Raw genomic sequence first — 24,214 nt, 5'->3', positions numbered from 1 at the left:
CGTAGGGATTGCTTATCTTTGCGGCATGAATTTTACGTCCCAAATACGTTACAACCCACAGACGTGTAAAGACGAGAAGTATTACCGTCTGAAGGAGTCCTATCGCGATGCCAGCGGTAGGGTATGTACTTTGATATTGCTCAATGTCGGGTTTATACATGACCTATCCCCAGAGCAGATAAGAGATGTTGCGCGTGGACTGACGTATCTGTACAATCACCAGAAGGATGTCCAACTTTGGGATGAGAAACTGCAAGGTTACTCGGAAGTGGTTCGTGACAGAGTGCATGCGTACTGGGCCAGACTTGTCGAGGAGGAAAAACTTGATATTGTGGGCAACGCCTACGAGAGAAGCAAGTCCAAGGCCAGGAAACGGATAGATGTTGACACTATGAGGCATACAGACGCAAGGGAAGTCGGCTGCGAATGGCTATGCCTGCAAACGATTCGTAAACTTGGTCTGGATACATTTCTCCGTTCTTTGGGATGGTCTGAGGACAAGGTGAAGGTCACTTTGGCCCATCTTATTACGAGGGCGGCCTATACTCCGTCCGAATTAAAGTCAATATCCATTATAAAAGAGAACTCTGCAGTGTGCGAACTCCTTGACCTTCCTATGGCCAAAATAACTCCAAGGAGGATATATCGAGTTGCCGATGACCTTTATTCCATAAAGGATAAGCTTGAGAAGTATCTTTGCCACAAGACCGATGACCTCTTCAAACCGACCAACCGCATTATGCTCTTCGATCTCACCAACTTTTATTTTGAGGGACGCAAGACCGGCAGCAAGAAGGCTGCCTTTGGCCGTTCAAAGGAGAAACGCAGCGACTGCAAGCTGCTTGTCCTCGCGCTATGCATCAATACTGACGGCTTCATACGTTACAGTGCGGTACTGGAAGGCAATACCGCCGATCCAAAGTCACTTCCCAACATGGTGGACGAGCTTATTGCTGAGAATCCGGCCAAATGTCCCGATAACGAGGGAGTGCTTGTAGTCATTGACGCAGGTATCTCAACTGAAGATAACCTCAAGACTATAAGGGACAAAGGATACAACTATCTTTGTGTATCCCGCAAAGCTCTTACCGAATACACCACCCCCGAGAATGCTCCCAAAGTCACAGTTTGCGATTGCTTGAAGCGCGAGATAACGCTTCAACGCGTAACAACGGCCAAGAATGACGACTGTTACCTCAAAATAGACTCTCCTGCAAAAGCGTTGAAGGAAGAATCCATGAACCGCAAATTCCGTGAGCGTTTTGAGGAAGGGTTGAAAAAAATCAGAAAGAGTACCCAATCAAAACACGGGATAAAAAACTACGGCAAGGTACAAAACAGGATCGGTGCCCTGCAAGGAAAATATCCCTCTATAAGCCGATATTACAATATAAAAGTTGAGGATGACGGACACGACAAAGTCGCTTCTATGACATGGGAGGTCAACATCCCGGACAAGGTGGAATACGGAACATACTTCCTCAGAACCAATGTGAAGAAATTAGATGAGGAAACGACCTGGAACTACTATAATCTTATACGTGAAATAGAATGCTCCAACCGGCAGCTCAAAACCGACCTCAGCCTCAGGCCCATATACCACCAGACTGACAATAGGGCAGACGCACACCTTTTCTTAGGGCTGCTGGCTTACTGGATAGTAAACACCGTGCGCCATCAGATGAAGGTTGCCCGGCGAAAGCAAGGCAAGGATGAGCATGGGCGGGAGCGTTCGACACCGTACTGGTCGGAGATCATGCGGATCATGAAGACTCAAAAAGCAGTTACTACCACAGCAGTAAATGCGCTTGGAGAGGCTGTCGAGACCAGACTGTGCAGTGTGCCTACAGATAGTGCAGCTGAAATCTACGAGTTGTTGAAAATCAGTAAAGTGCCATTTAAAAAAATAAAAATCTGTAGAACACAGTAGGACTTTTTAAAAACACTAAATTGCTGATACAGAACAACTAAGCAAAATACGATGTCAAAGTTGGGTTAAGATTTTTGATATAGCCGTCAGGGAAGTTTGAGAATAAACCGTTATAGTCAGCCGTTGTATTGCACAAGAGACCGGACACTGTATGCCCGCCTCCATCGAAATAGACAGCTGTCAAACCATTCTTACCAATAGCCGGCCATCCATCTTTAGGGCTATTCTTGTTGATCCATTCTGTCAAGTCGACATCATTCATCAACTTGTAATAGCCCTTCTTGTAGACACCCTGGAGGTCTGCAGCCGTATAGACACGATACGGATCAGCTTCAGTACCACTACCCGGATAGTTCACAGTAGCATCCGTATAAGGAGATTGTCCCTTGCCGTCTACTACGGCATACAAGCGCACGGGGTCTCCGGACTGAAGAGCAGGCACAGAGAATGACCATTGATTACCGTTACAAACGACTGATGACTTATATGAGTCACCTACCTCTATATATACAGTACCGCCGTCGATACTCTTACCGCTAATCGTCGTCTCTTGAGATACAAGATTGGATGTAATCTTTGGAGGAGCTGCCTGCCACGGCTTATAAGGGTAAGTCTCAGTTTCTTGTATTGTCCAATCGTTGTTGAAGTCCCAACCTTTTGAAACATAATTAGCTCTCAATTTCATTCCGGATTCACCCATTGAAAAGCCATTTTGCTCATCATCACTTATGTCTAAAGTAACACCCGCCCTAGAGACAATAGAAGTTGAAAGAGCAATATTACCATCTTTTGTGCCGTTTTGCCCAACAATATTTTCATGACTATCCCCATGATATCCATGGGTCAATGAGCCATAGATTCTCCCAACATTATCTTCTAAAGCAACAATTTTGTGATTAGCTTCAAAACACGAAATAATACCAATGCCCCAACTGCCTCCATCTCCTTTTCCTATTATTCCACCAACAAACTTACGTCCAATCGTATTTCCTGTTTTAACTACATTCTTTATTTTGCCTTCACGTTTAAAACCGAAAATACCGCCAACATAATCTCTGCCTTGAATAGTTCCACTATGATAAGAGTCTTTGCAAGTTAGGTATCTGGCATATCCACCATAATCATAGCCGACTAAACCTCCAACATAATCTCCGCTGGAACTAATATTACATATAGAGAAACTATTTTCTACATAACACTCAAGTGGATTATAATTATCATCACGACTTGAGAATCCAATCAACCCTCCTGTATAATTAACTGCAGAAATGTGTCCTGTAACCGAACAATATCGAATATGTGACTCGAATCCTTGATTAAACGAGCCTATTAAACCACCTACATAATCACCCGTAGCTATGATGTTTATCGAACAAAAACAACTATCAATTATGAAATTCTTCGTATCTCCTATGACACCACCAATATGATTATTGCCAACAATATCGGCATTAACTTTACATTTCTTAACACTTGTTGAATTAGCTTCACCGCCACCAACAAGTCCTCCTACATAGTTAGTTCCAGTTATTGTAGAATTAACCGAACATAATGATATATTATCAGAGCTATCATATTGTTTTCCTACTATGCCACCAACATATTCAGTACCAGAAATATTGGCTCCATTAAATGTACAAGAATTAAAGGAGCAACCACTATCAGAAGTGCCAACAATGCCACCAGAGCAACCTTTAGAAACTATACTCATGGAAGAACTACAATTTTCAAATAATGTTGAATTGGCATATCCAGAAAAGCCACCCGCACTAGATTTTGCTTTTATTGAGCCCTCAATTTTAACATTTCGTATTATGGCAGTAGTTTCACCTCCATCCCAATGCCCGGTCATGCCAAAAAGACCCACATTATCAGAAGATGGACGATTTATAATAAGTCCACTAATAACATGATTATTACCATCAAAGACGCCCAAAAAAGGTGAAGAACCTGTGCCAATTGGCTGCCATCCTTCCTTAGGCGCATTCTCAGAAATCCAGTCAGACAAGTCAATGTCCAACATGAGTTTGAAGTACACTCCCTCCTTATTGAGGAAGTTGCGCACCTGACTCAACTGCTCAGCATAGAAAATCAGATAAGGGTCATCCTTGGTTCCTGACCCCGATCCGCTGAACTGAGCGAACGCTGCTGTTAGCGAGCATAGGAACAATGCCCAAATGAGTAAAAGTCGCTTCATAATTCTACTCTTCGTTTGTTATTTTTTTTACAAATTCTCTAAGCTCATCAGAATTATTAAATTCCAATGTGAATTTCACATTCTCTCCATTGTCAAGTAAACTATAGAAAGAGTTCATGATTTGTGAGTATTGAGCACTATTGCTCAAAAGCTCTCCATACGGTAATATTAATTCTCGTGCCATATAAGTTAATTATTAGTTAGGCTGTCAAAAATTTAGTCAGTTTTTATACTCATAATTGCTTTTGATTTACAAGGATTTATTCTTAACTTATATAAACATATTCCATAGTATATATTAACTTTAATAATTTGCATAAGTCATTGAATATTAGTACCTTTACATAGAAAATATAACAATGTAAAGTAAAATATTATGACAAAAGAAAGTGCAAAAATAAAGAGACTGGAAGCATTACTCGCTAAGAAGAACGAGAAGGAAAAGGCAGCATCGGCTAAGATTAAAAAATTAGAAGCTTCAATTATGGCTAAAGACAAGAGTAGTAAAAAATGGAAAGACAAGTACAAGGAGTTGAAGAAGGAGAGCAAGGCCAAGGATACAGAGCTCAAAAAAAAACGTCGTTTGAGTCTGAACACGACGGAGGAATTGTTCGACTTGCTTTCACGCCAGTTAAAGGACACTCATTCTGGGCGGAAGTGATAGCTTTGGCCGTGTGCATGTACATCCGCATGGGATGCGGATTTCGTTCAATCGTCAACGGATTGGAGTTATTCAATGACTTTCTCGGCGGTGCCCTCGGTGTAATACCATCACACCAGACAATTGAGAATTGGCTGCTCAAGGCTGGTATCGTAGAGTATCTTGACTCATGTAATAAGTTCAGAGGGAAGGAATACTCTATCATTATAGACGAGAGTATCACCGTCGGAAGTCAGAAGTTGCTGGTTATTCTCGCAGCTCCAGCACAGCACGAGGGCAAGACATTGAAGCATGGGGATGTCGAGGTGCTGGCAATGGCTGTATCGTCATCATGGAAAGCCGGAGACGTAGAAAGGGAGATAATAAAACTGAAGGACAAAATCGGAAAGACTCCAAAATATATTGTCAGCGACAACGGGCATAATCTCAGGAAGGGAGCAGAGTTAGCTGATGTCCCGCGCCATCGAGACATCAGTCACACGATTGGTCTTATTCTTGAGGACGAATACAAGGAAAGAACTGATTTCAAGGAATTTATGGATATAATGAACAAGAAGAGATTGTCATATCAGCTTACCGCTAACGCATATCTGCTCCCGCCAAAGTTACGGACCATATCGAGGTTCATGAATATGTCAAAGTGGGTGGAATGGGCTTGGGCCATACTCCAAGTCTATGACGATCTTGGCGAAAGCCAGAAGGCTGCCTATACGTTTGTGCTTGACTATAAGGAGCTAGTTACAGAGCTCTACCATGTAATGGAAACAGTTGACGTTGTATTCACGAAAGTAAAGAAAGAAGGTCTTTCGCATACCTCTGCAAAGTACTGCAAGGATTACATCTGGATCAATCTGTTGCGGAAGGACGAAATAGCAGAAGGATGCAAAAGAGTCGGTCGTGCCATAAGGCGTTACATAAATGAAGAGTGCGCCCTTCTTAAATCAAAGGACGAATGCCACAACATCACGTCGGATATCATAGAATCAACTTTCGGCGTTTATAAAAGCATACAGCCGAAAAACAAACACTGTGGGATAACGCCCATAGTTCTGGCCTTGCCTCTGTACGGAAAAGTTACGGACAGCAAAAAGAGAAGAAAGATTGACTTCAAGGAGAAAATGGAATGCGTGAGAATGGCTGATATAAAGGATTGGAAAGAAATGACTCTGCTTGACAATTGGCAAGTAAGGAGAATGTTGGACCTCAAAAGTAAGAAACGAAAAACGGCTTAAATTTTTGACAGCCTAATTATTAGTTGTTGTACCTGTTATGTTATTTTCCTCATCTACAAAGTTCTCAGCCATCAATGAAGCCTTATCTTCCATCTCCATAAGTTCACAACATGCACTATAGAAATCATCGTAGAAATCTTTACATCCTATTATAATGTTCGTTTTATCGCTAAAGTCATTCGACCCACCGGAGAGGGATAAGCCTTGTTTTACCATAAAATTGTGTGCAAAACCACATCTTAGATGGTGATACAGCCAATTTCCACTATCCAATGATGAATCACACAAAAAGCTATACTTCGCAAATGATTTCAGGTTACATACTGCATAATTGAAGTTATTTGCACTTTCCCCTTTTCCCGCATCTCCGCAAATATCTTCTATGGTAGTATAATTCAAACACTTCCCTAGGAATTCTATTCCAATGCTCATAACAGAAAATGCGAGGAAAGGATGATCACTTTTAATCTTTCCTACCTCCTCAATTAGATACTTCGTTATAAATTCACGTAAATTCATAAATGGAATTCATTACAATGTGCTACTCCCCTGACACATAAAATTTAGTATCTATTTTTTATACACGAAAAAAGCGTGGGAGTCTTATCGTCACTCGTCCCACGGATAGAGGCTTCTCGCATTGCCCACTGTAGTTGAACGAGCAACGCAGAAGCCCACGCCGATATGTATATCACACCATTGGCATACCTTATATACAATAAGGTATACCTCCGGCTTGGTGACTACACACCCATGGACATCTATCGCTGCCTCATCCTTGACTACAGTCGAAACTTTGCGAGAATTTCTATCCGTCAAGAACAAAGCGTCAGATAAACGCCTTAATCATATATATGATCCCCAATGCCAAGAAGCTCCTCATGAGCATCTCTTCCCCACCCTTTGCGGGCTTCTGCATGAAGGACGACCACTTTCCTGTTCCCCGATAACGGGGAGAGCACGAGTAGGGTGGTCGCACCCTACTAAGCCTCCCTCTGGGCTTCGAGCATGGTTCTCGGTTGCAAATATAAACAAATATTTTGATTTACATCAACTTTTCAAGGGAAATTTTAAAAATATTTTTTGAAGGGTGGGAATTTGCTGATTGATGAAGACGTCTACCTCACCAAAAAATGGCTACTAATAAGGTGTTTTTATCCGAAAAACGACTTTTTTCAAGAAAAAACGCATTATTTCTGCATTTTGTTTGGGCATACTCTGAATTGTAGTTGAAATATACCTACCTTTGCAACCGTCAAGCTATTGACAACCGGTTCAACGTGGTGTCGATAAGGGCACTAAACTTATTACTAATCTAACTAAACTTTCGTATGAAGACCTACAATTTAAACGATCTTCTTCAAAAGCACGTTTGTGCAATGACCGGAGAGGAATTTATCTTCCTTATGAGCAATCTGTCGGTTCTATCCGACAAATCTATTAACCACTCTACGGATGACGAAAAGCCAAGGCACTTAGTCTATGGTATCAAGGGTATCGCAGACATCTTCGGATGCAGCATCCCGACTGCCAACCGTATCAAACGCAGTGGCATCATCGACGGTGCCATTACACAGGTGGGCCGCAAGATAGTCATTGACGCTGATCTCGCTCTCGAGTTGGCCGCCAAAGCCAAGAAACAAGGAAAGGAGGTGTGTGCATGACTATGATTTACAACATTCCAACTTTCGTTTCACGCTCTGAGATGAACAAGGTGCCTATCTCAGACCTCCTCACCGCCATGCGGTTCCCCTACTATGAGCAGGTTCAGTCGCTCCGTCATTACCGTGCGATAGTTAACGCTAACGGCTTCATCGCTGATTTCACAGTCAACATGGCCCGCAACGAATGGATATCGCGTAAGGACGGTGTACATGGTCAGACGGCTGAACTTATCGACTATCTGAATTTCAAGCCTCGTGACTTCGACGGCAATTATCATGACCACATGGAGCTCATGCTCAATGCCTATCAGGAATCTGAGACTCTGCCGGGCAGTTTCCCGACGACAACAGTAAGATTAGGTAAGTTCAGGACGACGTTGACCGACAACATCGACGAATCCGTTTATGAACTGATGACCCGCCACGGCATCTCCACAGATGTGCTTGACCAGTTCTGCAAGCAAGTCGAGGTCAATGACCCTCAGAAGTCGAAGGATAGGTTTCTGTTGGCTTTCCCTGCCGACAATGATAACTGGATGGTCTTCTGCGACACTGCCTGGAGACCTTATGATGAAAGTACAATCACCACCATCGGCAAGATCAAGAAGAACCAGTACTGCTTCGTCTACGACAGTCCATCTGACTTTCTCGCCATGATGGAGATGTGGCACAAGAACCAGGTGAGCCAGTCCTTCAGCAGTACCTACCACCTCATCATCAATGGCAGACAGAACATCGAGAAGGCGCAGCAGTTCATCCGTGACAATCCCGACTTCTTGTCGGTCAAGACATTCTTCCCCAACACGGCTGATGGCAGACAAATGTTCAAGGATATCAACGATGCCTGCAAGGGGACAGCAGTAAACCGTTCTGACATTTTCAAAGGTTACGAATCTCTTGCCTCCCGAATGAGGATGCAGATGCCGTCGGACATTTATGAGAAGTATGTCGTGAAGATGTCTGACAACGAAGAGGCTATCTCCCCATCGCTGAAAGATACGAACCGTCTGACAACGGACAAGACATCGAACTCACAGTGTCTGACGAACCAATCTTCTGAAGAAGGACAGCAGGAGGCAGAAAAGTCCGACAAGATTGCTAAGGGTACCGGTCCTGTTCAAAATCTCACCTTGGAGCCCAAGCATAAAGGGTGGGGACTGTGATGGCAGACATTGTCTGACAAAGGGTATGATCAACGAATGACAGTGCCATGCAAATGATGTCTCGAACGGGTTGATAGTGCAAGATGTGGCTTTGTCTGACAACTCTCCGAGATTGTCCGCCAAGCCACCCTTGCTCAGGGAAACCCCGAGACCCGGGAAGTCTTCGCTAAGCTTCGACTTCCTTTGCGGGAAATGTCTGACATTAACAACAAAGATATATCTAAGATGATAGCAAAAGTATTACGATCAGACAACGTGACCTACACGCTCAGCTACGGACAAAATTCGGAGAAGGGAGGTGAAGTATTCTACCTCAATGAGACTCTCGAAGGACAGACGCCTAAGGAGATGGCTGATGATTGGCTGGCAATAGCCAATAAGTACTCACCGATGTGCTACCACATCATTATCTCGATGAGTAACGGTGACACGGAGAAGATAAGAAGTATTGACAATCCGGCTGACCGCGTGGAGTTCGAACGCAATGTGATAGATGCCTTCATGCGCGAGCTTGACCAAAGGGGAAACAATGTCTTTGACTGTCCGTTTGTCGTAGCCCATCATGAGAACACAGACAACGAGCACTTTCACATTGCTATCCTCACAACGACGGTCGATGGCAGACGACTACGTGATTCTTTCATCAAGAAGAATGCTGTTCGCGCGGCAGCCAAGGTCAGTGAGGAATATGGACTCGAGGCAGCACCCCGTGCCTTGTATCTGGAACGGCAACATCAGAAGGCTGTCGGAACAAGGAAGGAAGATCCTCTACCTTCCGATGCGGATGAGAGACATCTGTCATGCAAAGAGCAGAATAAGAAACGCACCTATACACGTGTAGAGAAAGATCCGGGTGAATTAAAGGAGCGGCAGCGCAGAGCCATCAGGGCACAGCAGCGCAAGCAGAGGTGCAAGTACATGATTGAGAAACTGGCACAGGACAAGACTACCACCGATGCCAACTTCCTCAGTCGGCTAGTCTCAGAAGGCATTAGCCTCTATCGCGATCCGTATGAGCAGTGTCTGTATGCCGAGATTTTCGACGAGGACGACGATAAAACTCGTACCTACTCCATCGAGAAGGAACTCGGCGTAGATCTGCTACTACTCCAAAGACTGAATGTCAACGTGACAGTTAAGGAGCGCATTGATAAGGTCGGCACCAAGAAGTATCAGGAACTCAAAGCCAAGGTAGAGAAAGAACGCAAGGCTGCGGAAGCAAAGGCTGCTACAACGAGTAGGAAGACAGTCAAGCGAACTACAGGCAATTCCAAGGCGACCAAAACCGCAAAGACTTCCTATGGCCGAAAAGGCTCTGGTATTCTCAATGCCTCAGGAGGTGCTGCTCATGGTCAAAACCGGGAACATGAAGTCGGAGGGCATCACGGAAGCAGTGACGATCTCGATGAGAAGTGGCGCTTGGAATCCGGCTATTACGGCTACTAATAACAAATTCGTCCTTAAATTGAAATATTCAATAACACATTTCACTATGAGAAAGAAGACAACAACAAAATCAAAACAGCAGGTAAAGGCAGTGGAGCCAAAGATGACCATGCCTTGCCGTATCACCATCCGCTTGACAGAAGAGCAGATGAAGCAGGTTGCGAACAACGCAGCGCTGAAAGGACACAAGCCATCGGCTTACTGCCGTCAGGTTATCCTTGGACGGAAGGTCAGAGACCTCAGTCCCGACACCCGCAGCTACCGTCAGACGCTCACCAACCTGGGCAACAACCTTAACCAATTGGTGCGGCACATGAATACCAATGGCTCTAACAAGAGCGACATTGCCAAGGCAATGTCACTGATCACCGACATCAAACAACTTAAGTCTAACCTCGATAAATCATGAAGAGTATGGATTTCAACAACAAGAAGAAGGGACTCGGAGACTATGTCTCTAACCCAGTTGCAGACAAGCCGGGAAAGGATATGACCGGTATGGTAGGAAACATCACCAAGGCCGATCTTGACAAGATCGTCAAGTCCATGGCAGAATCAGCCAAGTCCATGGAGAAGAGTGCTCAAGAGAACAAGGAGAGCTCAGACAGGATGTTTGACCTCTCAGCAGAGCTCTGCAATGTCTACCTCAATGAGGATGGCACTCCCAAGGACTTCGCAGACCGTGAGGGACGGAAGGATCTCATGGACTGTATCCATGCCAACACTTATATGTTGGAAGAGTTCAAGAAGGATTTGGCGACATGGATTAAGAAACTGCTAAGCAAGATCCCTGACAAAGTGGAAGCGTTCCTCTGTGACGAGCATGCCAAACTGCTCAATTCATTCTACAAGAACCGTGTCTACTATATTCTGACACTTGTATTGATTGTCATCATAGCAGTCACAGCAGTTATTGGAGGAATAGTAAAAGCTAACGAATATGCTGACAAGGCTGCAGAGTATGAGGAGTGCTGTCAGGAAGCTGATCAGCGGGAGAAAACCAATAAGGATGCTGCTGCCTTCGGCATATACATGAGACAGAACAATCCCAACACCTTCCGCCGCTGGAAGGAGCGCCAGGAGAACAACGACTAAGATGACAGAGCCCGCAAGCATTCGATTAGATAGCTTGCGGGCTCTTGCCCTAATAGTAGTAGCAAGCTATGATTGATCCTTATTCGGATTCAAGACTTTCCAGAAACCACCACGAGCAGCCCCAACTCGGGTTATGATTCCTTTTTCTGTTAAATTCTTTAGATGCTTCTTGATAGCAGGAATTGAAACATGAGCAGCAGCTGCAAAGTCTTCCGTAGTTGATGTTGGATCAGAGACCATCATATCTATAATCAGTTGAGCAGTTTTACCCAATGGTTTTAGTATACCTCGTTTTAGTATAGCCTTTCCTTTTGGTATACCTTGTTTTGGTATACCTTTAGAGCTGGTTTCTGGTGAACTTTCTCCTTTTAGTATACCTTTGGGGGTAGTTTTTGGTATACCTACCCCTATGACACCTTCCCCATGGTCACCAATAATCTGCAGGAAATCGTCATCCGTAAGACCATAGTTCACGTTCCTGAAGGTCGTGAAGAATGCATGAGGGTCACTGCGGAACGTTGGCGTCAGTACTCCTTTGTACGTAGGAAGTGTCGACTCCAGATTCTGCATTTTCTTAAGACCAGAGCCACGCTTCTCCATGTAGTCCAATTGGGCAAAGACATCTGCAATGACGGGGTTACGACGACGCGATGGTACGGTGTCGATATCACGATTCTGGATAGGCTGGCCACCATCATACATTCCGCCCGGGGTGTAGAACTCTATACGATTGTCGTAGATATCCACATGCAGCTCGCTTCCCATCACGATATAGTCACGATGAATAAGATGGTTAACGACTGCCTCCAATATGGCACGGTCAGAATATTCCGGTATATTCATCCGGTGCGTAGGCAACTTATACCATCGCGTTGCCGTGTTAGCTCTGATGAAGCTTGTGGTCATTTCAAGGAGATAGATGAGATTGCCCTGATACTCTGAATCGTTGATGGCATCATCTTTCTGCAGGCCTGTCCAACGCGTACAGAAGGAACGCGACTGGTAGACAGGACAATTATCGGCAAATAATAACCCAGCATTAGTCAGGTACCCATCAGAAGTGACAAGACCGAAAGACTCAATCAACTTGTCATTCCACTGCTGATGTGTCCGCTTCTCATAGGTATTGGCAAGCATACGGAACGAATACTTGTCGGCATGTTCCTGGCTTTTCAGGCTATCCCAAGTATGACCGGAGCCACGCAGCACCAAAGACAATAGCTGCTGGCTATTACACTCTACGCTCTCGTTGCCAACCCGCACAAAAGCTGTACGTGCACCGTTCTCGTAGTAATAATAAGGTGTCGTCTGTCCCGGTTTAATGGCAACCTCAAGCAAGTGCTTGCCTTCGCGCTCAAATGGCGTCAGAACCATATCCGGAATAGGATCGATTCTCGTCTTGATGATCTCGCTGATGAATTCTGCATCCGACTGGACATCATCCAACCCGATGACGCTACCATCATCAGCAACGCCAAAGAACAGACTGCCTCCCTCGGTATTGGCGAAAGCGGAGACTGACTTCAGCCATGATTTAACCTTTCTACGCTCCAATGCTTGCTTGAAGTCATATGTTGTGCATTCTGCGATGAATTTCTTATTGCTCATAAAACGGTTATTTACGTATTATTGTCGTGCTCATCCATCATCAGACGGATCTGTGATTCCATCTCCTCAGAGGTTGGCAGGAAGCGCTTCAGGTCGTAAGCGGCAACACCGATAGGTTTGTTCAGCCCATCGAATGACCATTCCACCTTTGTGTTGTCCTTCGACTTGCAAATCAAGAGACCGATTGTCGGCTTATCGTCGTCCTGTTTCAGTAAACGGTCTACGGCAGTGACATAGAAGTTAAGTTTGCCCACATATTCCGGCTTGAAATCGGTGACCTTCAACTCCACTACCACGTAGCACTTCAACCGAACATGATAGAACAGCATATCGAGGAAGTAAGACGTGCCAGACACAACCAGTTCCACCTGCCTGCCATAGAAAGTAAAACCTTTGCCAAGTTCCAGGAGGAAGCGGGTGATATTGTGAGTGAGTGCATCCTCAAGGTCACGCTCCTGATATTTGAGAGGCATCTTCAAGAAACCGAAGTCATAAGGATCCTTCAACACTTCCTTCACCTTCGCGCTATAGTCCTCGGGCAAGGTTGTATCGAAGTTGGATGGCAAACTACCCTGCGCTTGATATAGGCCCTCTGCGATGAAGTCTTCAAGAACACTGCGGCTCCAATGACCATCAATGTCCTTAAGGAGATAGAAGATAGCTTCGTCAATATCTTTGCACTTATTGATGATGAGACGATGATGTCCCCAAGGAACGAGACTGAAGAAACGTGGATAGGCCAAAACTCCCGCAGCTTGTGGGACTTTTGGCGACTGTCCTACTTCTGCTACAAGTTGTGGCAGTTTTTCTTTACCGAATAATTCTCCCACAACTTGTGGGAGTTTTATTAGTTTTTGTAATTCTGCAACAGCCCGTTGCATTTTTGAATACTGCTTACTGTAGAATACATACCATTGCTTGACATACCACAGATTTGTAGTTGAGAATCCTCTTACATCTGGAAAAGCAGTCTTCATATCCAGGCTCAGTTGTTCTATCACTCCAGTCCCCCACTTGGATTCAGCCTTCAGATCCACAATGTCATGACCGAGCTTCCAATAGAACTCGATCATGGCATCGTTAACCCTCATAGCTGCCTTTGCCTGACTGCTGCGATATTGCTCTTTGACTTTCTGGAGCCAATGTATATACTCCTCATCCTTCTTGAATGCGGATGAAACGAAATGTGGTTTATTACTGTCCATAGGCGTTTTCTGTTGTGGCTACAAATATAAGGCATTTATTTTGATTGCGCAAGCAATGCTGCCAATTCTTCTGTTGACATCGATGACAACTGCTCTACGAGCAGCTCATGCTTGGTCTTCTTCCCTTCAAGGTTGAGCAACAGAGAGTTGTATTCCATCTGCTTTTCCAAGGGATAGTGGTCTATGTAGAGTTCCGTGATGGAATGGTCACTCGAACTATGCCCCATACTCTCAGAGATGTAATTGATGTCCACACCGGCATTACGAAGATTGGTGGCAAAGGAATGGCGGCACCAGGTACCCGAAGGCCTTACTTCCCAATGAAGCACATCCTGACAGATCTTGATGACACGGTCCTGAATGTTGGAGTTCTCTGCTGACGTGCGCACGCGCTTCTCCGCTTTCGTTGTTGCCCCATCAAGGATATAAGGGAAGACGAGAGCATTCAACTTGGGTTTTGCAGCGATGTCGTCCAAGATACGCTGAAGAGCCGGGATGATAGGGATGATGACCTCTGATCCACTCTCACTCCTGTTCGTAGTCTTGATGCGGTTGAACTTAAACGCTCTTCGCTCAGAATTGAAGTAATAGGAATTATAACGCAGTTCACTGGCATCCACAAGGTTGAAGCCATTGCAGAGATACTGGACCAGGAACAACCCGAGCGAGCGGTGAGCTTTCTCTGCATAGCCACTCTTCCAGCTATCTGACTTTTCATTGTTGATGAACACCTGATAGAGCCGTGTCATCTGCTCAACCGTCAGATAACGGTCCTTGCGCGTCTTCCCGTTAGGAATAGCCACAAGATCCTTCTGTCGGATATTGGAGAAAGGATATTCCTTGTTGACAAGGTACCCTTGCCGTACGCACTCGTTCCAGACTGCACGGCAGCAGCGCAGATAGATGCCGCGAGTTGTATCACTGATCTTGCCGGCAGTCTCTCCCTGGGCATCCTTTACCCCATTCTTCATCCCGTCACTCCACTGCTCTATCTCCTCCTTCCCTATCTTGAACCCAGTTATAGGGTGCTTCCACATAATCTTCCGGAATGAACGCAAAGCGTACTCATACGACTCAGCCGTCGTGCAACGGGCTCCGTCATTCTCTGTCTTGAGTTTATGGATCATATCTTCCCATACACTCATGAAGGTAGCCTCCTTGTGCGTACCTACGCCAAGGATTACCATTTTGATACGGTCTAACGACAGATTATTGCCAAGCTTCGAGATGATGCCACTATACTTGTCGAACAGTCTGTCAAACTCCAACTTCTTCTCGTAGGCATCCGACCGAACCGATCGGGCATTAAGCGTACAAATGCGTGAAAAGTCACGCTCCGTATACTCCCCCTCAATGTAATGATACCATGACTTCCGGTCTATCGTATAGCGCATGGCTACTGGGAAGGTGTCCTTCTTCACCTTCGGATGGCGCTTATCGAGGATAAGCGAGAATGTGCAGGCTCCGTATCTCATTGTACGGAATGTGGTCTGTAATTTCTTGTCTCCCATACTGTAGTCTATCTGTGTTTTCCCGATGTTTTCCCGGAAAACCGGGAAAACAATGGGAAAACAAATTAAGTTTGATATAGGGTTTAATAGCCTATCTTTAACAATCACAAAATTACTAACTCATTGATAATCAACACGAATTATTTTAGCTAAAAATCATTAAATATCATCCTCCCAAACTCATAATCTGGAGGTCATAGGTTCAAGCCCTATCTGGTCCACACTCAAAATCAGCGACTTAGGAACATTTCCAAGCCGCTGATTTTCGTATTGGGAAATCATTGAGAAAACCACAGTGCTGTTATCCAACTGCGAATCGCCATCTTTTTTCTTTCGACCTTGCCATGGATGCAGCTATTTCCGTTACTATCAACGTCTTACCAATGATAGATTTTTTTTTGCGACGAAGCGCGGCAATAAGGCGCATAAGCGGCTTAAAATATATTAACATCGCTATTTCATCGTTTTATTCGTTGCTCCGCTCGGCGCGGTAAAATTCGGGCACAGTACAAAAAAAATCGGACACAGAGAACAATGTTATCGTAATTTATTGGTAACTTTGCCATGTTATGGAAAATTTCAGTGTGATGATAACTCTGTTTATCATCGTCATCTTAGGCTATATGCTTGCCAAACTGCGTTATATGAGTGTCGACTTCTGCCGCCAGCTCTCAGCTATTGTAGTGGATGTGACGTGTCCGTTGCTTATCCTTTCGTCGGTGATGGGCGATACGATGCCCGACCGCAGGCTCATCCTGCCCCTCTTAGGTGTGGGTGTGCTCACTTACGTCATTCTCACCGTTGTGGCCTATCTCGTGCCGCGAGCCCTCACGCAAAAAGCCTCCGACCACGGTATCATCGGCTTTGCACTGATGTTTGCCAATGTGGGGTTCATCGGCTATCCCATCGTAGCCTCCATCTTCGGTCATGCCGCCGTATTCTATGCCGCATTGCTCAATATGGCCAACACATTCTTCATCTTCACCGTGGGTGTCGACCTGATTAAGGGTCACGACAGCAGCGGACAGAAACACCGTTTCGATTTCAAGGTGTTGTTCAGTCCCGGTCTGTTAGCTGCCTATGCAGCCGTCGTCATCGTAGCCTTAAAACTGCACGTCAGTCCCCTCATCGCCCGTCCGGTAACGATGGTGGGCAACATCACCGTCCCGGCCTCGCTGATGGTGATAGGAGCCACCATGGCCTCACTGCCCCTGCGCGACATGTTGGGCAACCGTCTTGTCTATGCCGTGACGGCCCTGCGGTTGGGCGCAGTGCCTATCGTGCTCTATTTTCTTTTCCGTCTCATGGGAGTCAACGCCCTCGTCAACGACATCAATACAGTGGTGATAGCCATGCCCGTTGCCTCCTTTGGCACCATGTTCTGTATGAAGTATGGGCGCGACGTGACGCTTATGACCGAGCTCACGTTCCTAAGCACCGTGGCCTCCATCTTCACCATACCCCTCATCACCCTTATCTTCCATTAATAACGATGCATGGCAAGCAATCAACCATCACCGGCGTTGCTGCCATCCCCCACCCCGCTGGATGACCCATAGCGCGCAGATTCCTCGCATTTGATCCACTCACAGATTACACAGATTACGGGGCCACGGGAAATATCCAGTGCGCCCGAATCTCTACATTTTTTTTCCGACGCCGACATTATACTTATCCATTGTCCGCAAATGTCCCCCTAACCCTGCCTTTCCTTACCCGGCAAAGGTATATAGTCGCTTGTTCGTTGATATATAAAAAAAGCGAAATCAGCGCGAGGTAGAAGATACAATTCTCACGCCGGTTTCGCTGATTACGCAGATACCTTAGCCGGTTTGCGGCATCTGGATGATATTAATAGCCGATGGTGAAGCGCTCCTTGTGGTGGGCAGGCTTCTCAAGTTCGTCGACCATGGCAACGGCATAGTCCTTGACGGAGATATGGCTGGTGCCTGTGGCGGGGTCGACGACGAGGTCGTCCTTACCGAGACGGAACTTACCGGTGCGCAGACCGTCGGCATCGAATTCACCGGCAGGAGAGAAGAACACCCAGTCGAGGTCGTGTTCCTTGGTGAGGTAGTTGAGATAGAAGTCGCCCAAGGGCCGCACACCGTCCATAATCTCGGCGGGAATGGCACCTGAGTCGACGACACGCAGTCCGGGTTTGACGAAGAGTGTGCCGGCACCGCCGACGATGAGCAGACGGCCTACGCCGCTCTTCTTCACGGCCTCAACGATCTTGGGATAGTTTACCTCTATGAGACGCTTGATGTCGGGATTCGACCAGCCGGGGTTATAAGCCGAGATGACGGTATCCTTGCCCTTGGCGATGGCGGCGATGGCATCGACGTCGGCAACGTCCTCTTCCACTGCCGTGAGGTTATCGTTAGCGGGGAGTTTGGAGGCATGACGGACCACTGCCGTCACCTTGTGACCACGAGAGAGAAGTTCGTTGAGAACTGCTGAGCCTACGAATCCTGTTGCGCCGATTAATACTACGTTTGCCATAACTTTGTCCTTTCTTTTATGATGTGAATATTTGTCTTGTATATAAGAGCGGTTGCCGTGACGGCTCACCGCGGCATTTCCCTGCCGGGACAGCGAGTTGCTGGCTATACTCTTATTTCCGATTGCAAAGATAGAGAAAAAGAAAGGACTGTGCAAGAACGCACTTCCCCGTCATCTACTAACCTTTTGGTAGGAAATGGGTGGATAGTAGGTGACGGGGAAGCAACGTTAACTTGCTTTAACCTGATGTTAATTTCCGGAGGCTATCAGCAGTAGGTAAAAGCCAGCATATCGGTGAACTATCATTCCTTCATAGCAGCGAGGAGAGCAAGGGCCTTGTTCTCGTTGGCCTCCATGATTTCCCTCTCGCCGGGCCCTTTGTCGTTGATACCGCAGAGGTGAAGGATGCCGTGGATGAGCACGCGGTGGAACTCATCGTCGTAGGCCTTGCCGAATTTCTCGGCGTTGGAGCGCACCGTATCGAGCGAGATGACAATGTCGCCGTTGATGGTGTCGCCCTCGTCGTAGTCGAAGGTGATGATGTCGGTGTAATAGTCGTGGCCGAGATACTGACGGTTGGTGTCGAGAATCTTCTCGTCGTCGACGAACATATAGCCAATCTCGCCCACTTTTCGGCCGTAGGTATCGGCCACGGCGCGTATCCATTTGTTGGCCTTGCGCTTGTGGAACTTTGGCATTTTCACTCCATCGGTGTTGTAAGTAATCATATTCTGTGTCTTTTAGGGGTTTTCGTACTTATTATTATGCCAAGCTATTTGCCGCTGTCGATGAGCCGCAATGTACGCTGGAGCACATCGTTCTCGTCGTTCCATATCTCGAAATACTCGTTCAGCGACCATAAGTCGCGGGCTATGAGGGCCTTGAGCTGCGTTTTCAGAGCGGGGATGGTGGTCCGTAGCTCGGCTGAGTCCTTAGGTTCGAGCCCCTTGGCCTTTGCCACCGTGAGCAACGAGCTGATGAAGGCGTCGGGCACGCTGTAGCCATCCTTGAAGGCGTTGAAGGTCTTGTACTGCCGGAGTATCTGCTTTCTGTTGTGGTCGACGTAGTTGAGCAGCTGGTCGATGACTACGTTCTTAGCCATGAGCTGACGGTGGAAGTGAGTGAACTTGGCTGTATCGAGGGGTACAAAGACGTCGGGCATGATGCCACCGCCTCCATAGACGACGCGGTGCAGCCGTTTGGTGTAGAACTGCTGGGTTGAGTCGAGGTGGATGGAGTCGACATTGGTGAGCTCGCCGTGCTTCAGCCGGTTTTCGATGTCGCGCTCATAGGCATCGGAATCGCCTTTCTTGTATGGTTTCTGGATGCATCGGCCAGAGGGAGTGTAGTAATGAGCAATGGTGACGCGCATGGCACTACCGTCCTCAAAGGTGACGGGACGCTGCACAAGTCCCTTGCCGAAGGTGCGGCGACCGACGATTGTGGCCCTGTCGTTGTCCTGAAGGGCCCCTGAGACGATTTCTGCCGCCGACGCGGTATATTCGTTGACGAGGACGTAGGTCTTTATTCCCCGCAGGGCTCCGTTGCCCCTTGCGGTGTAGACCTTCATCGGTGTCCGCCGGCCGTACATATACACGATGGTGTCGTTATCGTCGAGGAACTCGTTGGCAATGGAAGCCGCGGCCACCATCAGTCCGCCACCGTTGTCCTCGAGGTCGAGAATGAGGTTCTCCATGCCCCGGCGTCGCAGCGAGTCGACAGCCTGGAGGAACTCGCGATGGGTTTTCTCGCCAAAGCTCGACATGTGGACATAACCGGTGTGAGGACGAATCATATAGGCTGCCTCAACCGATTTGACGGGTATGGGGGCCCGCTTGACGACAAAATTAAGACGTCCTTTCACTCCCGGACGGACGACTCCGAGGTGGACGATGGTGCCCTTCTTTCCACGCAGTTTCCTGATGATGGTAGCCCTAGGTATCTTCACACCTGCGATGAGCGTGTCGTTGACCCACACGATGCGGTCGCCGGGACGGATTCCGACCTTCTCCGACGGTCCATTGAGGGTCGGCTGGATGACCACCAACGAGTCGTTGATGATGTTGAACTGTACCCCGATGCCGTCGAAATCGCCCTCAAGACTCTCCTGCATGGCTTTAGCCTCATCGGGAGTCATATACGACGAGTGGGGGTCGAGGCCTTTCAGCATTCCGCGGATGCCGTCCTCTACAAGCTTTGTCTCGTCGACAGAATCGACGTAGACGTTGTTTATGAGCATCTCAGCGAACTGAAGTTTCCGCATCGGATTGTTCTTCGACGTATGGAATGTCAGCTGCGCACAGACAAAAAGCGGGACGAGGAACAGCAACAGTGCTGTTCCGCCCCGCTTTAACGTGTTATTGGATATGACGGCAGAAGTCCCTGCCAGTGTATTTTTGTCGGTGATGAATCGTAACATTATGATGATGAATCTTATGCTTGTTTTCGATCTTCGGCCATTTCCTCGTCCTGTGGAAGGTCTTCCTCGATGACGAGGTTGTCGATGATGAAGTTCTGACGCTCCATGGTATTCTTTCCCATATAGTATTCGAGGAGCTTCTGCACCTGATCGTTCTTGTGGAGGGTCACCTGTTCGAGGCGCATGTCCGGTCCGATGAAGTGGACGAACTCGTCAGGGCTTATCTCACCAAGACCCTTGAAGCGCGTAATCTCGGGCTCAGGACCGAGGTCGCGGATGGCGTTGAGCCGCTCCTCCTCGGTGTAGCAGTACCGGGTGATGAAGTCGTTCTTCTTCTCCTTGACTCCGAGACGGGCATCGGCATCCTTGACGACCTGCTTGTTCTTGATTTTTGAGCGCTTGTTGCGAACGCGGAACAGGGGGGTCTGGAGCACGTAGACGTGGCCTTTCTTTATCAGTTCGGGATAGAACTGGAGGAAGAATGTTATCAGCAGCAGTCGGATATGCATTCCGTCGACATCGGCATCGGTAGCGACGATAACCTTGTTGTAACGAAGATTGTCGAGTCCGTCCTCAATATTGAGGGCAGCCTGGAGGAGGTTGAACTCCTCATTCTCGTAACACACCTTCTTTGTCAGACCGAAGCAGTTCAGCGGCTTACCGCGGAGCGAGAACACGGCCTGCGTGTTCACGTCACGGCTCTTGGTGATACTTCCGCTTGCCGAGTCGCCCTCGGTGATGAATATCGACGATTCCTCCTTCCGGTTGTTCTTCGTGTCGTTGTAGTGTATGCGGCAGTCGCGCAGCTTACGGTTGTGAAGGCTGACCTTCTTGGCACGCTCACGGGCGAGTTTCGCCACTCCGGCCATTGCCTTTCGCTCGCGCTCGGCCTCCTTGATGTGCTCCTCCATGATGTCGGTGCAGTCCTCCTTGTGGATGTGGAGGTAGTTGTCGACATTCTGCTTGATGAAGTCGCCGACATATTTGTTTATCGTCTCGCCGTCGGGGGCCATGAGTGTCGATCCGAGCTTAATCTTTGTCTGCGACTCGAAGACCGGCTCCTCAACGTTTATGGCTATCGCTGCGACGAGTCCGTTGCGTATATCGCTGTACTCGTACTTGCCGAAGAACTCCTTGACGGTGCGTGCAAAATGCTCCTTGAAGGCCGTCTGGTGGGTTCCGCCCTGCGTCGTGTGCTGTCCGTTGACAAAGGAGTGATATTCCTCACCATACTGCTTGGTGTGCGTGAAGGCTATCTCGATGTCCTCACCGGTAAGGTGGACGATGGGATAGAGCGGCTCCTCGGTCATATTGTCGGTAAGAAGATCCTTCAGACCATGGCGGCTCAGAATGCGCCTACCGTTGTACATTATCGTCAGTCCGGTGTTGAGGTAGGTGTAGTTACGGAGCATCGTCTCGACGATATCGTCGTGGAAAGAATAGTTTTTGAACAGCGATGGCGAGTCGTCGGGGCGGAAGAAGATGTACGTTCCGTTCTCGTCGTCCGACGCTGTTGTCTCATCGCTCTTCAGAACGCCCTTCTCAAAGACGAGATGGCGCACCTTTCCGTCACGGTAGCTTTTCACCTCGAAACGCGAACTCAATGCGTTGACGGCCTTGACACCGACGCCGTTGAGTCCCACACTCTTTTTGAAAGCCTTTGAATCGTACTTTCCTCCCGTGTTCAACACCGACACTGCCTCGACGAGTTTGCCCTGCGGGATGCCGCGTCCATAGTCGCGGACGCTGACACTGAGGTTGTCGATGACGTCGACTTCTATCCTGTCGCCGGCATGCATCTTGAATTCATCGATGGAGTTATCGATAACCTCCTTCAGCAGCACGTAGATACCATCCTCGGGGAGCGTGCCGTCGCCGAGCCTACCGATATACATTCCCGGTCGTGTACGGACGTGCTCCATATCGCTAAGGTGGCGAATGTTGTCGTCATTATATTCTGGTGTGGCCTCACCGGTACCCGCAGCAGGAGCGTTGTTCAGCTCTTTCTCCGTGGCATCGCTGCCCACAGCCTTAGTATTGTCTGTATTGTCTGGCATATATATTATTCCTTTCATTATGAGCACAGGGCCATTGCCGACTGCGCTGTTGTAACCATAGTGTCTTGCTGTCAACGGTGCGGACCACCGCTCCGATGCATTCTATCCCTCAATATCGATGTTCCCTTGTGCCGAAACCGAAGTCATAGCTCTTCCAAATGATACATTTACGACACGGAAACATATTGTTCATCACGGCTAAATGATACATTTACGACGCGGAAACATATTGTCTTGTCAGTCGAAACGATGCATTTACTGCGCGGAAACCGATGGTATCACTCCACTGACAGATGCATTCGCCACACTGAAACCGATGGCAAAGTACACTGGAACCGATGGCAAAGACCACTATTTTATAATCTTTTTATAACAGCGGCGGCGCTTATGGTTTTCCGGATTGAGCGCACCCCACTGCCGTTGTACACCCTCGTTGTCCTCCATCTCTACCTGACTCTCGCCCCATTTGAATCCGTAGTCGATATAACGGGGAATAAGGTCGGCGAAGAGGAGAGCGTTTGCGCCCTTGCTGCGGTATTCCGGCATGACTCCGAGGAGCAAGAGGTCGACTCCTTCAGTCTTATGGAACTTCCCGGCACGCAGGATATGCCACCAGCCGAAGGGCAACAGCCTGCCGCGATGGCACTTCTGTGCCGCACGACTCATCGAAGGCATGGTGATACCGATACCCACGAGCTTGTTGTCGGCGTTGGCATCCTCTATGCAGGTGACGAGGTTGAGGTCGAGTAGTGGCAAGTATTCCTTCACATACTGGTCAATCTGACGCTGCGACAGCTCGGAGAATCCATAGAGATCCTTGTAAGTCTCGTTGATGAGTTTGAACACCTTGTAGCCGTATCCGGCGCGGATGTCCTTCATTGTCAGCTTCTTCACGTGGAGGTTGTACCGCTTCTCAATCATTGAGGCAATCTTAGTGTACTTCTCCGGGACCTTCTCCGGAACCCGCATGTAGTATTCCACATAGTCGGTGTCCTTCTCCCAGCCCTCGAGTTGCTCGATATGGCGCGGATAATAATCGTAATTATATATCGTCGGCAATGTTCCGAGCTTGTCAAATCCCCAGATAAGCATTCCCTCGGGGTCCATATCGGTGAATCCCAACGGTCCGACGACCTCCGTCATACCCTTGCTTCTGCCATAGTCCTCGACGGCTTTGAGCAATGCACTGCTGACATCGGTGTTGTCGATGAAGTCAATCCACCCGAAGCGTACGCTCTTGCGGTTCCACTTTTTGTTTGCCTTGTGGTTGATGATGGCTGCCACGCGCCCTAACACTTTACCGTCGGCATCGACGGCAAGGTAGTACTCGGCCTCACAGAACTCAAAGGCGGGGTTCTGCTTTGGCGACAGAGTGCGTTTCTCGTCGATATAGAGATTAGGGACATCGTACGGATTTCCAGCATAGAGATCATAATGGAAATCGATGAACTCCCCTAATTGTTTATTGTTCTCAACCTTTATTATCTTGACTGATGACATGTCTTATTTTTCTGAATTTGC

19 protein-coding genes are annotated in these 24,214 nt (G+C 47.6%); 9 read left to right on the top strand and 10 right to left on the bottom strand.

Going from position 1 to position 24,214, the window contains the following annotated elements; all coding sequences use genetic code 11:
• The first annotated feature begins 25 nt into the window (after positions 1-25).
• Entirely contained in the window at positions 26-1,930 is a 1,905-nt protein-coding gene (locus tag LDN30_RS01430) for an IS1634 family transposase (RefSeq protein ID WP_223925324.1), read from the top strand.
• Positions 1,931-1,967: 37 nt separating this feature from the next.
• Here the strand turns inward: LDN30_RS01430 and LDN30_RS01425 are convergent, their stop codons facing one another.
• Complete coding sequence (locus tag LDN30_RS01425) at positions 1,968-4,127, bottom strand: hypothetical protein (protein WP_223928524.1); 2,160 nt, start codon at positions 4,125-4,127, stop codon at positions 1,968-1,970.
• A gap of 376 nt (positions 4,128-4,503) precedes the next feature.
• On the opposite strand from LDN30_RS01425, the gene LDN30_RS01420 reads away from it, so the two are divergent.
• Complete coding sequence (locus tag LDN30_RS01420) at positions 4,504-4,788, top strand: hypothetical protein (RefSeq protein WP_223925384.1); 285 nt, start codon at positions 4,504-4,506, stop codon at positions 4,786-4,788.
• 29 nt (positions 4,789-4,817) lie between these two features.
• The gene (locus LDN30_RS01415; RefSeq protein WP_223927116.1) at positions 4,818-6,020 is read left to right on the top strand and encodes a hypothetical protein; all 1,203 of its coding nucleotides are present in this window, start codon (positions 4,818-4,820) and stop codon (positions 6,018-6,020) included.
• A gap of 12 nt (positions 6,021-6,032) precedes the next feature.
• Here the strand turns inward: LDN30_RS01415 and LDN30_RS01410 are convergent, their stop codons facing one another.
• Positions 6,033-6,539 carry a hypothetical protein gene (locus LDN30_RS01410; protein WP_223928523.1) on the bottom strand — a complete coding sequence of 169 codons (507 nt, stop codon included), beginning with the start codon at positions 6,537-6,539 and terminating at the stop codon, positions 6,033-6,035.
• Between the two features lie 812 nt (positions 6,540-7,351).
• Between LDN30_RS01410 and LDN30_RS01405 the strand changes: the two genes are divergently transcribed.
• From LDN30_RS01405 to LDN30_RS01385, 5 genes are all read left to right on the top strand, one after another.
• Positions 7,352-7,684 carry a DUF3853 family protein gene (locus tag LDN30_RS01405; protein ID WP_223928522.1) on the top strand — a complete coding sequence of 111 codons (333 nt, stop codon included), beginning with the start codon at positions 7,352-7,354 and terminating at the stop codon, positions 7,682-7,684.
• Between the two features lie 2 nt (positions 7,685-7,686).
• A complete protein-coding gene (locus LDN30_RS01400; protein ID WP_223928521.1) occupies positions 7,687-8,847 on the top strand; it encodes a hypothetical protein in 1,161 nt (386 codons plus the stop codon).
• 225 nt (positions 8,848-9,072) lie between these two features.
• Positions 9,073-10,293 carry a relaxase/mobilization nuclease domain-containing protein gene (locus LDN30_RS01395; protein WP_143007188.1) on the top strand — a complete coding sequence of 407 codons (1,221 nt, stop codon included), beginning with the start codon at positions 9,073-9,075 and terminating at the stop codon, positions 10,291-10,293.
• A 46-nt stretch (positions 10,294-10,339) separates the two neighbouring features.
• Positions 10,340-10,702, top strand: a complete 363-nt coding sequence (locus tag LDN30_RS01390) for a plasmid mobilization protein (RefSeq protein ID WP_223928520.1) — start codon at positions 10,340-10,342, stop codon at positions 10,700-10,702.
• 5 nt (positions 10,703-10,707) lie between these two features.
• Positions 10,708-11,388: a hypothetical protein gene (locus LDN30_RS01385; RefSeq protein ID WP_223928519.1), complete on the top strand. Its 681-nt coding sequence runs from the start codon at positions 10,708-10,710 to the stop codon at positions 11,386-11,388.
• A 66-nt stretch (positions 11,389-11,454) separates the two neighbouring features.
• On the opposite strand, the gene LDN30_RS01380 is transcribed toward LDN30_RS01385, so the two are convergent.
• From LDN30_RS01380 to LDN30_RS01370, 3 genes are read right to left on the bottom strand one after another with little or no spacing between them, the layout of a single operon-like run.
• Complete coding sequence (locus LDN30_RS01380) at positions 11,455-12,996, bottom strand: RNA-binding domain-containing protein (RefSeq protein ID WP_223928518.1); 1,542 nt, start codon at positions 12,994-12,996, stop codon at positions 11,455-11,457.
• An 11-nt stretch (positions 12,997-13,007) separates the two neighbouring features.
• Positions 13,008-14,201 (bottom strand): PDDEXK nuclease domain-containing protein, encoded by a 1,194-nt coding sequence (locus tag LDN30_RS01375; RefSeq protein WP_223928517.1) that lies wholly within the window; start codon positions 14,199-14,201, stop codon positions 13,008-13,010.
• A 35-nt stretch (positions 14,202-14,236) separates the two neighbouring features.
• The gene (locus LDN30_RS01370; RefSeq protein WP_223928516.1) at positions 14,237-15,712 is read right to left on the bottom strand and encodes a tyrosine-type recombinase/integrase; all 1,476 of its coding nucleotides are present in this window, start codon (positions 15,710-15,712) and stop codon (positions 14,237-14,239) included.
• Between the two features lie 569 nt (positions 15,713-16,281).
• On the opposite strand from LDN30_RS01370, the gene LDN30_RS01365 reads away from it, so the two are divergent.
• On the top strand, positions 16,282-17,199 hold the full coding sequence (locus tag LDN30_RS01365) for an AEC family transporter (RefSeq protein WP_223928515.1): 918 nt from the start codon (positions 16,282-16,284) through the stop codon (positions 17,197-17,199).
• Between the two features lie 364 nt (positions 17,200-17,563).
• Here LDN30_RS01365 and LDN30_RS01360 read toward each other — a convergent pair whose 3' ends face one another.
• From LDN30_RS01360 to LDN30_RS01340, 5 genes are all read right to left on the bottom strand, one after another.
• Positions 17,564-18,217: an NAD(P)-dependent oxidoreductase gene (locus LDN30_RS01360; RefSeq protein WP_223928514.1), complete on the bottom strand. Its 654-nt coding sequence runs from the start codon at positions 18,215-18,217 to the stop codon at positions 17,564-17,566.
• 302 nt (positions 18,218-18,519) lie between these two features.
• Complete coding sequence (gene ybeY / locus LDN30_RS01355; protein WP_223926808.1) at positions 18,520-18,945, bottom strand: rRNA maturation RNase YbeY; 426 nt, start codon at positions 18,943-18,945, stop codon at positions 18,520-18,522.
• Between the two features lie 44 nt (positions 18,946-18,989).
• Positions 18,990-20,636 (bottom strand): S41 family peptidase, encoded by a 1,647-nt coding sequence (locus LDN30_RS01350; RefSeq protein WP_223928513.1) that lies wholly within the window; start codon positions 20,634-20,636, stop codon positions 18,990-18,992.
• Between the two features lie 14 nt (positions 20,637-20,650).
• A complete protein-coding gene (locus LDN30_RS01345; RefSeq protein ID WP_223929409.1) occupies positions 20,651-22,558 on the bottom strand; it encodes a DNA topoisomerase IV subunit B in 1,908 nt (635 codons plus the stop codon).
• 486 nt (positions 22,559-23,044) lie between these two features.
• Positions 23,045-24,193 carry an N-acetyltransferase gene (locus LDN30_RS01340; protein WP_223926806.1) on the bottom strand — a complete coding sequence of 383 codons (1,149 nt, stop codon included), beginning with the start codon at positions 24,191-24,193 and terminating at the stop codon, positions 23,045-23,047.
• Positions 24,194-24,214: the final 21 nt, after the last annotated feature.

The sequence above is a fragment of the Prevotella lacticifex genome (assembly GCF_019973375.1).
Taxonomy (GTDB): domain Bacteria; phylum Bacteroidota; class Bacteroidia; order Bacteroidales; family Bacteroidaceae; genus Prevotella; species Prevotella lacticifex.
This window is presented reverse-complemented; position numbering and strand designations above follow the sequence as displayed.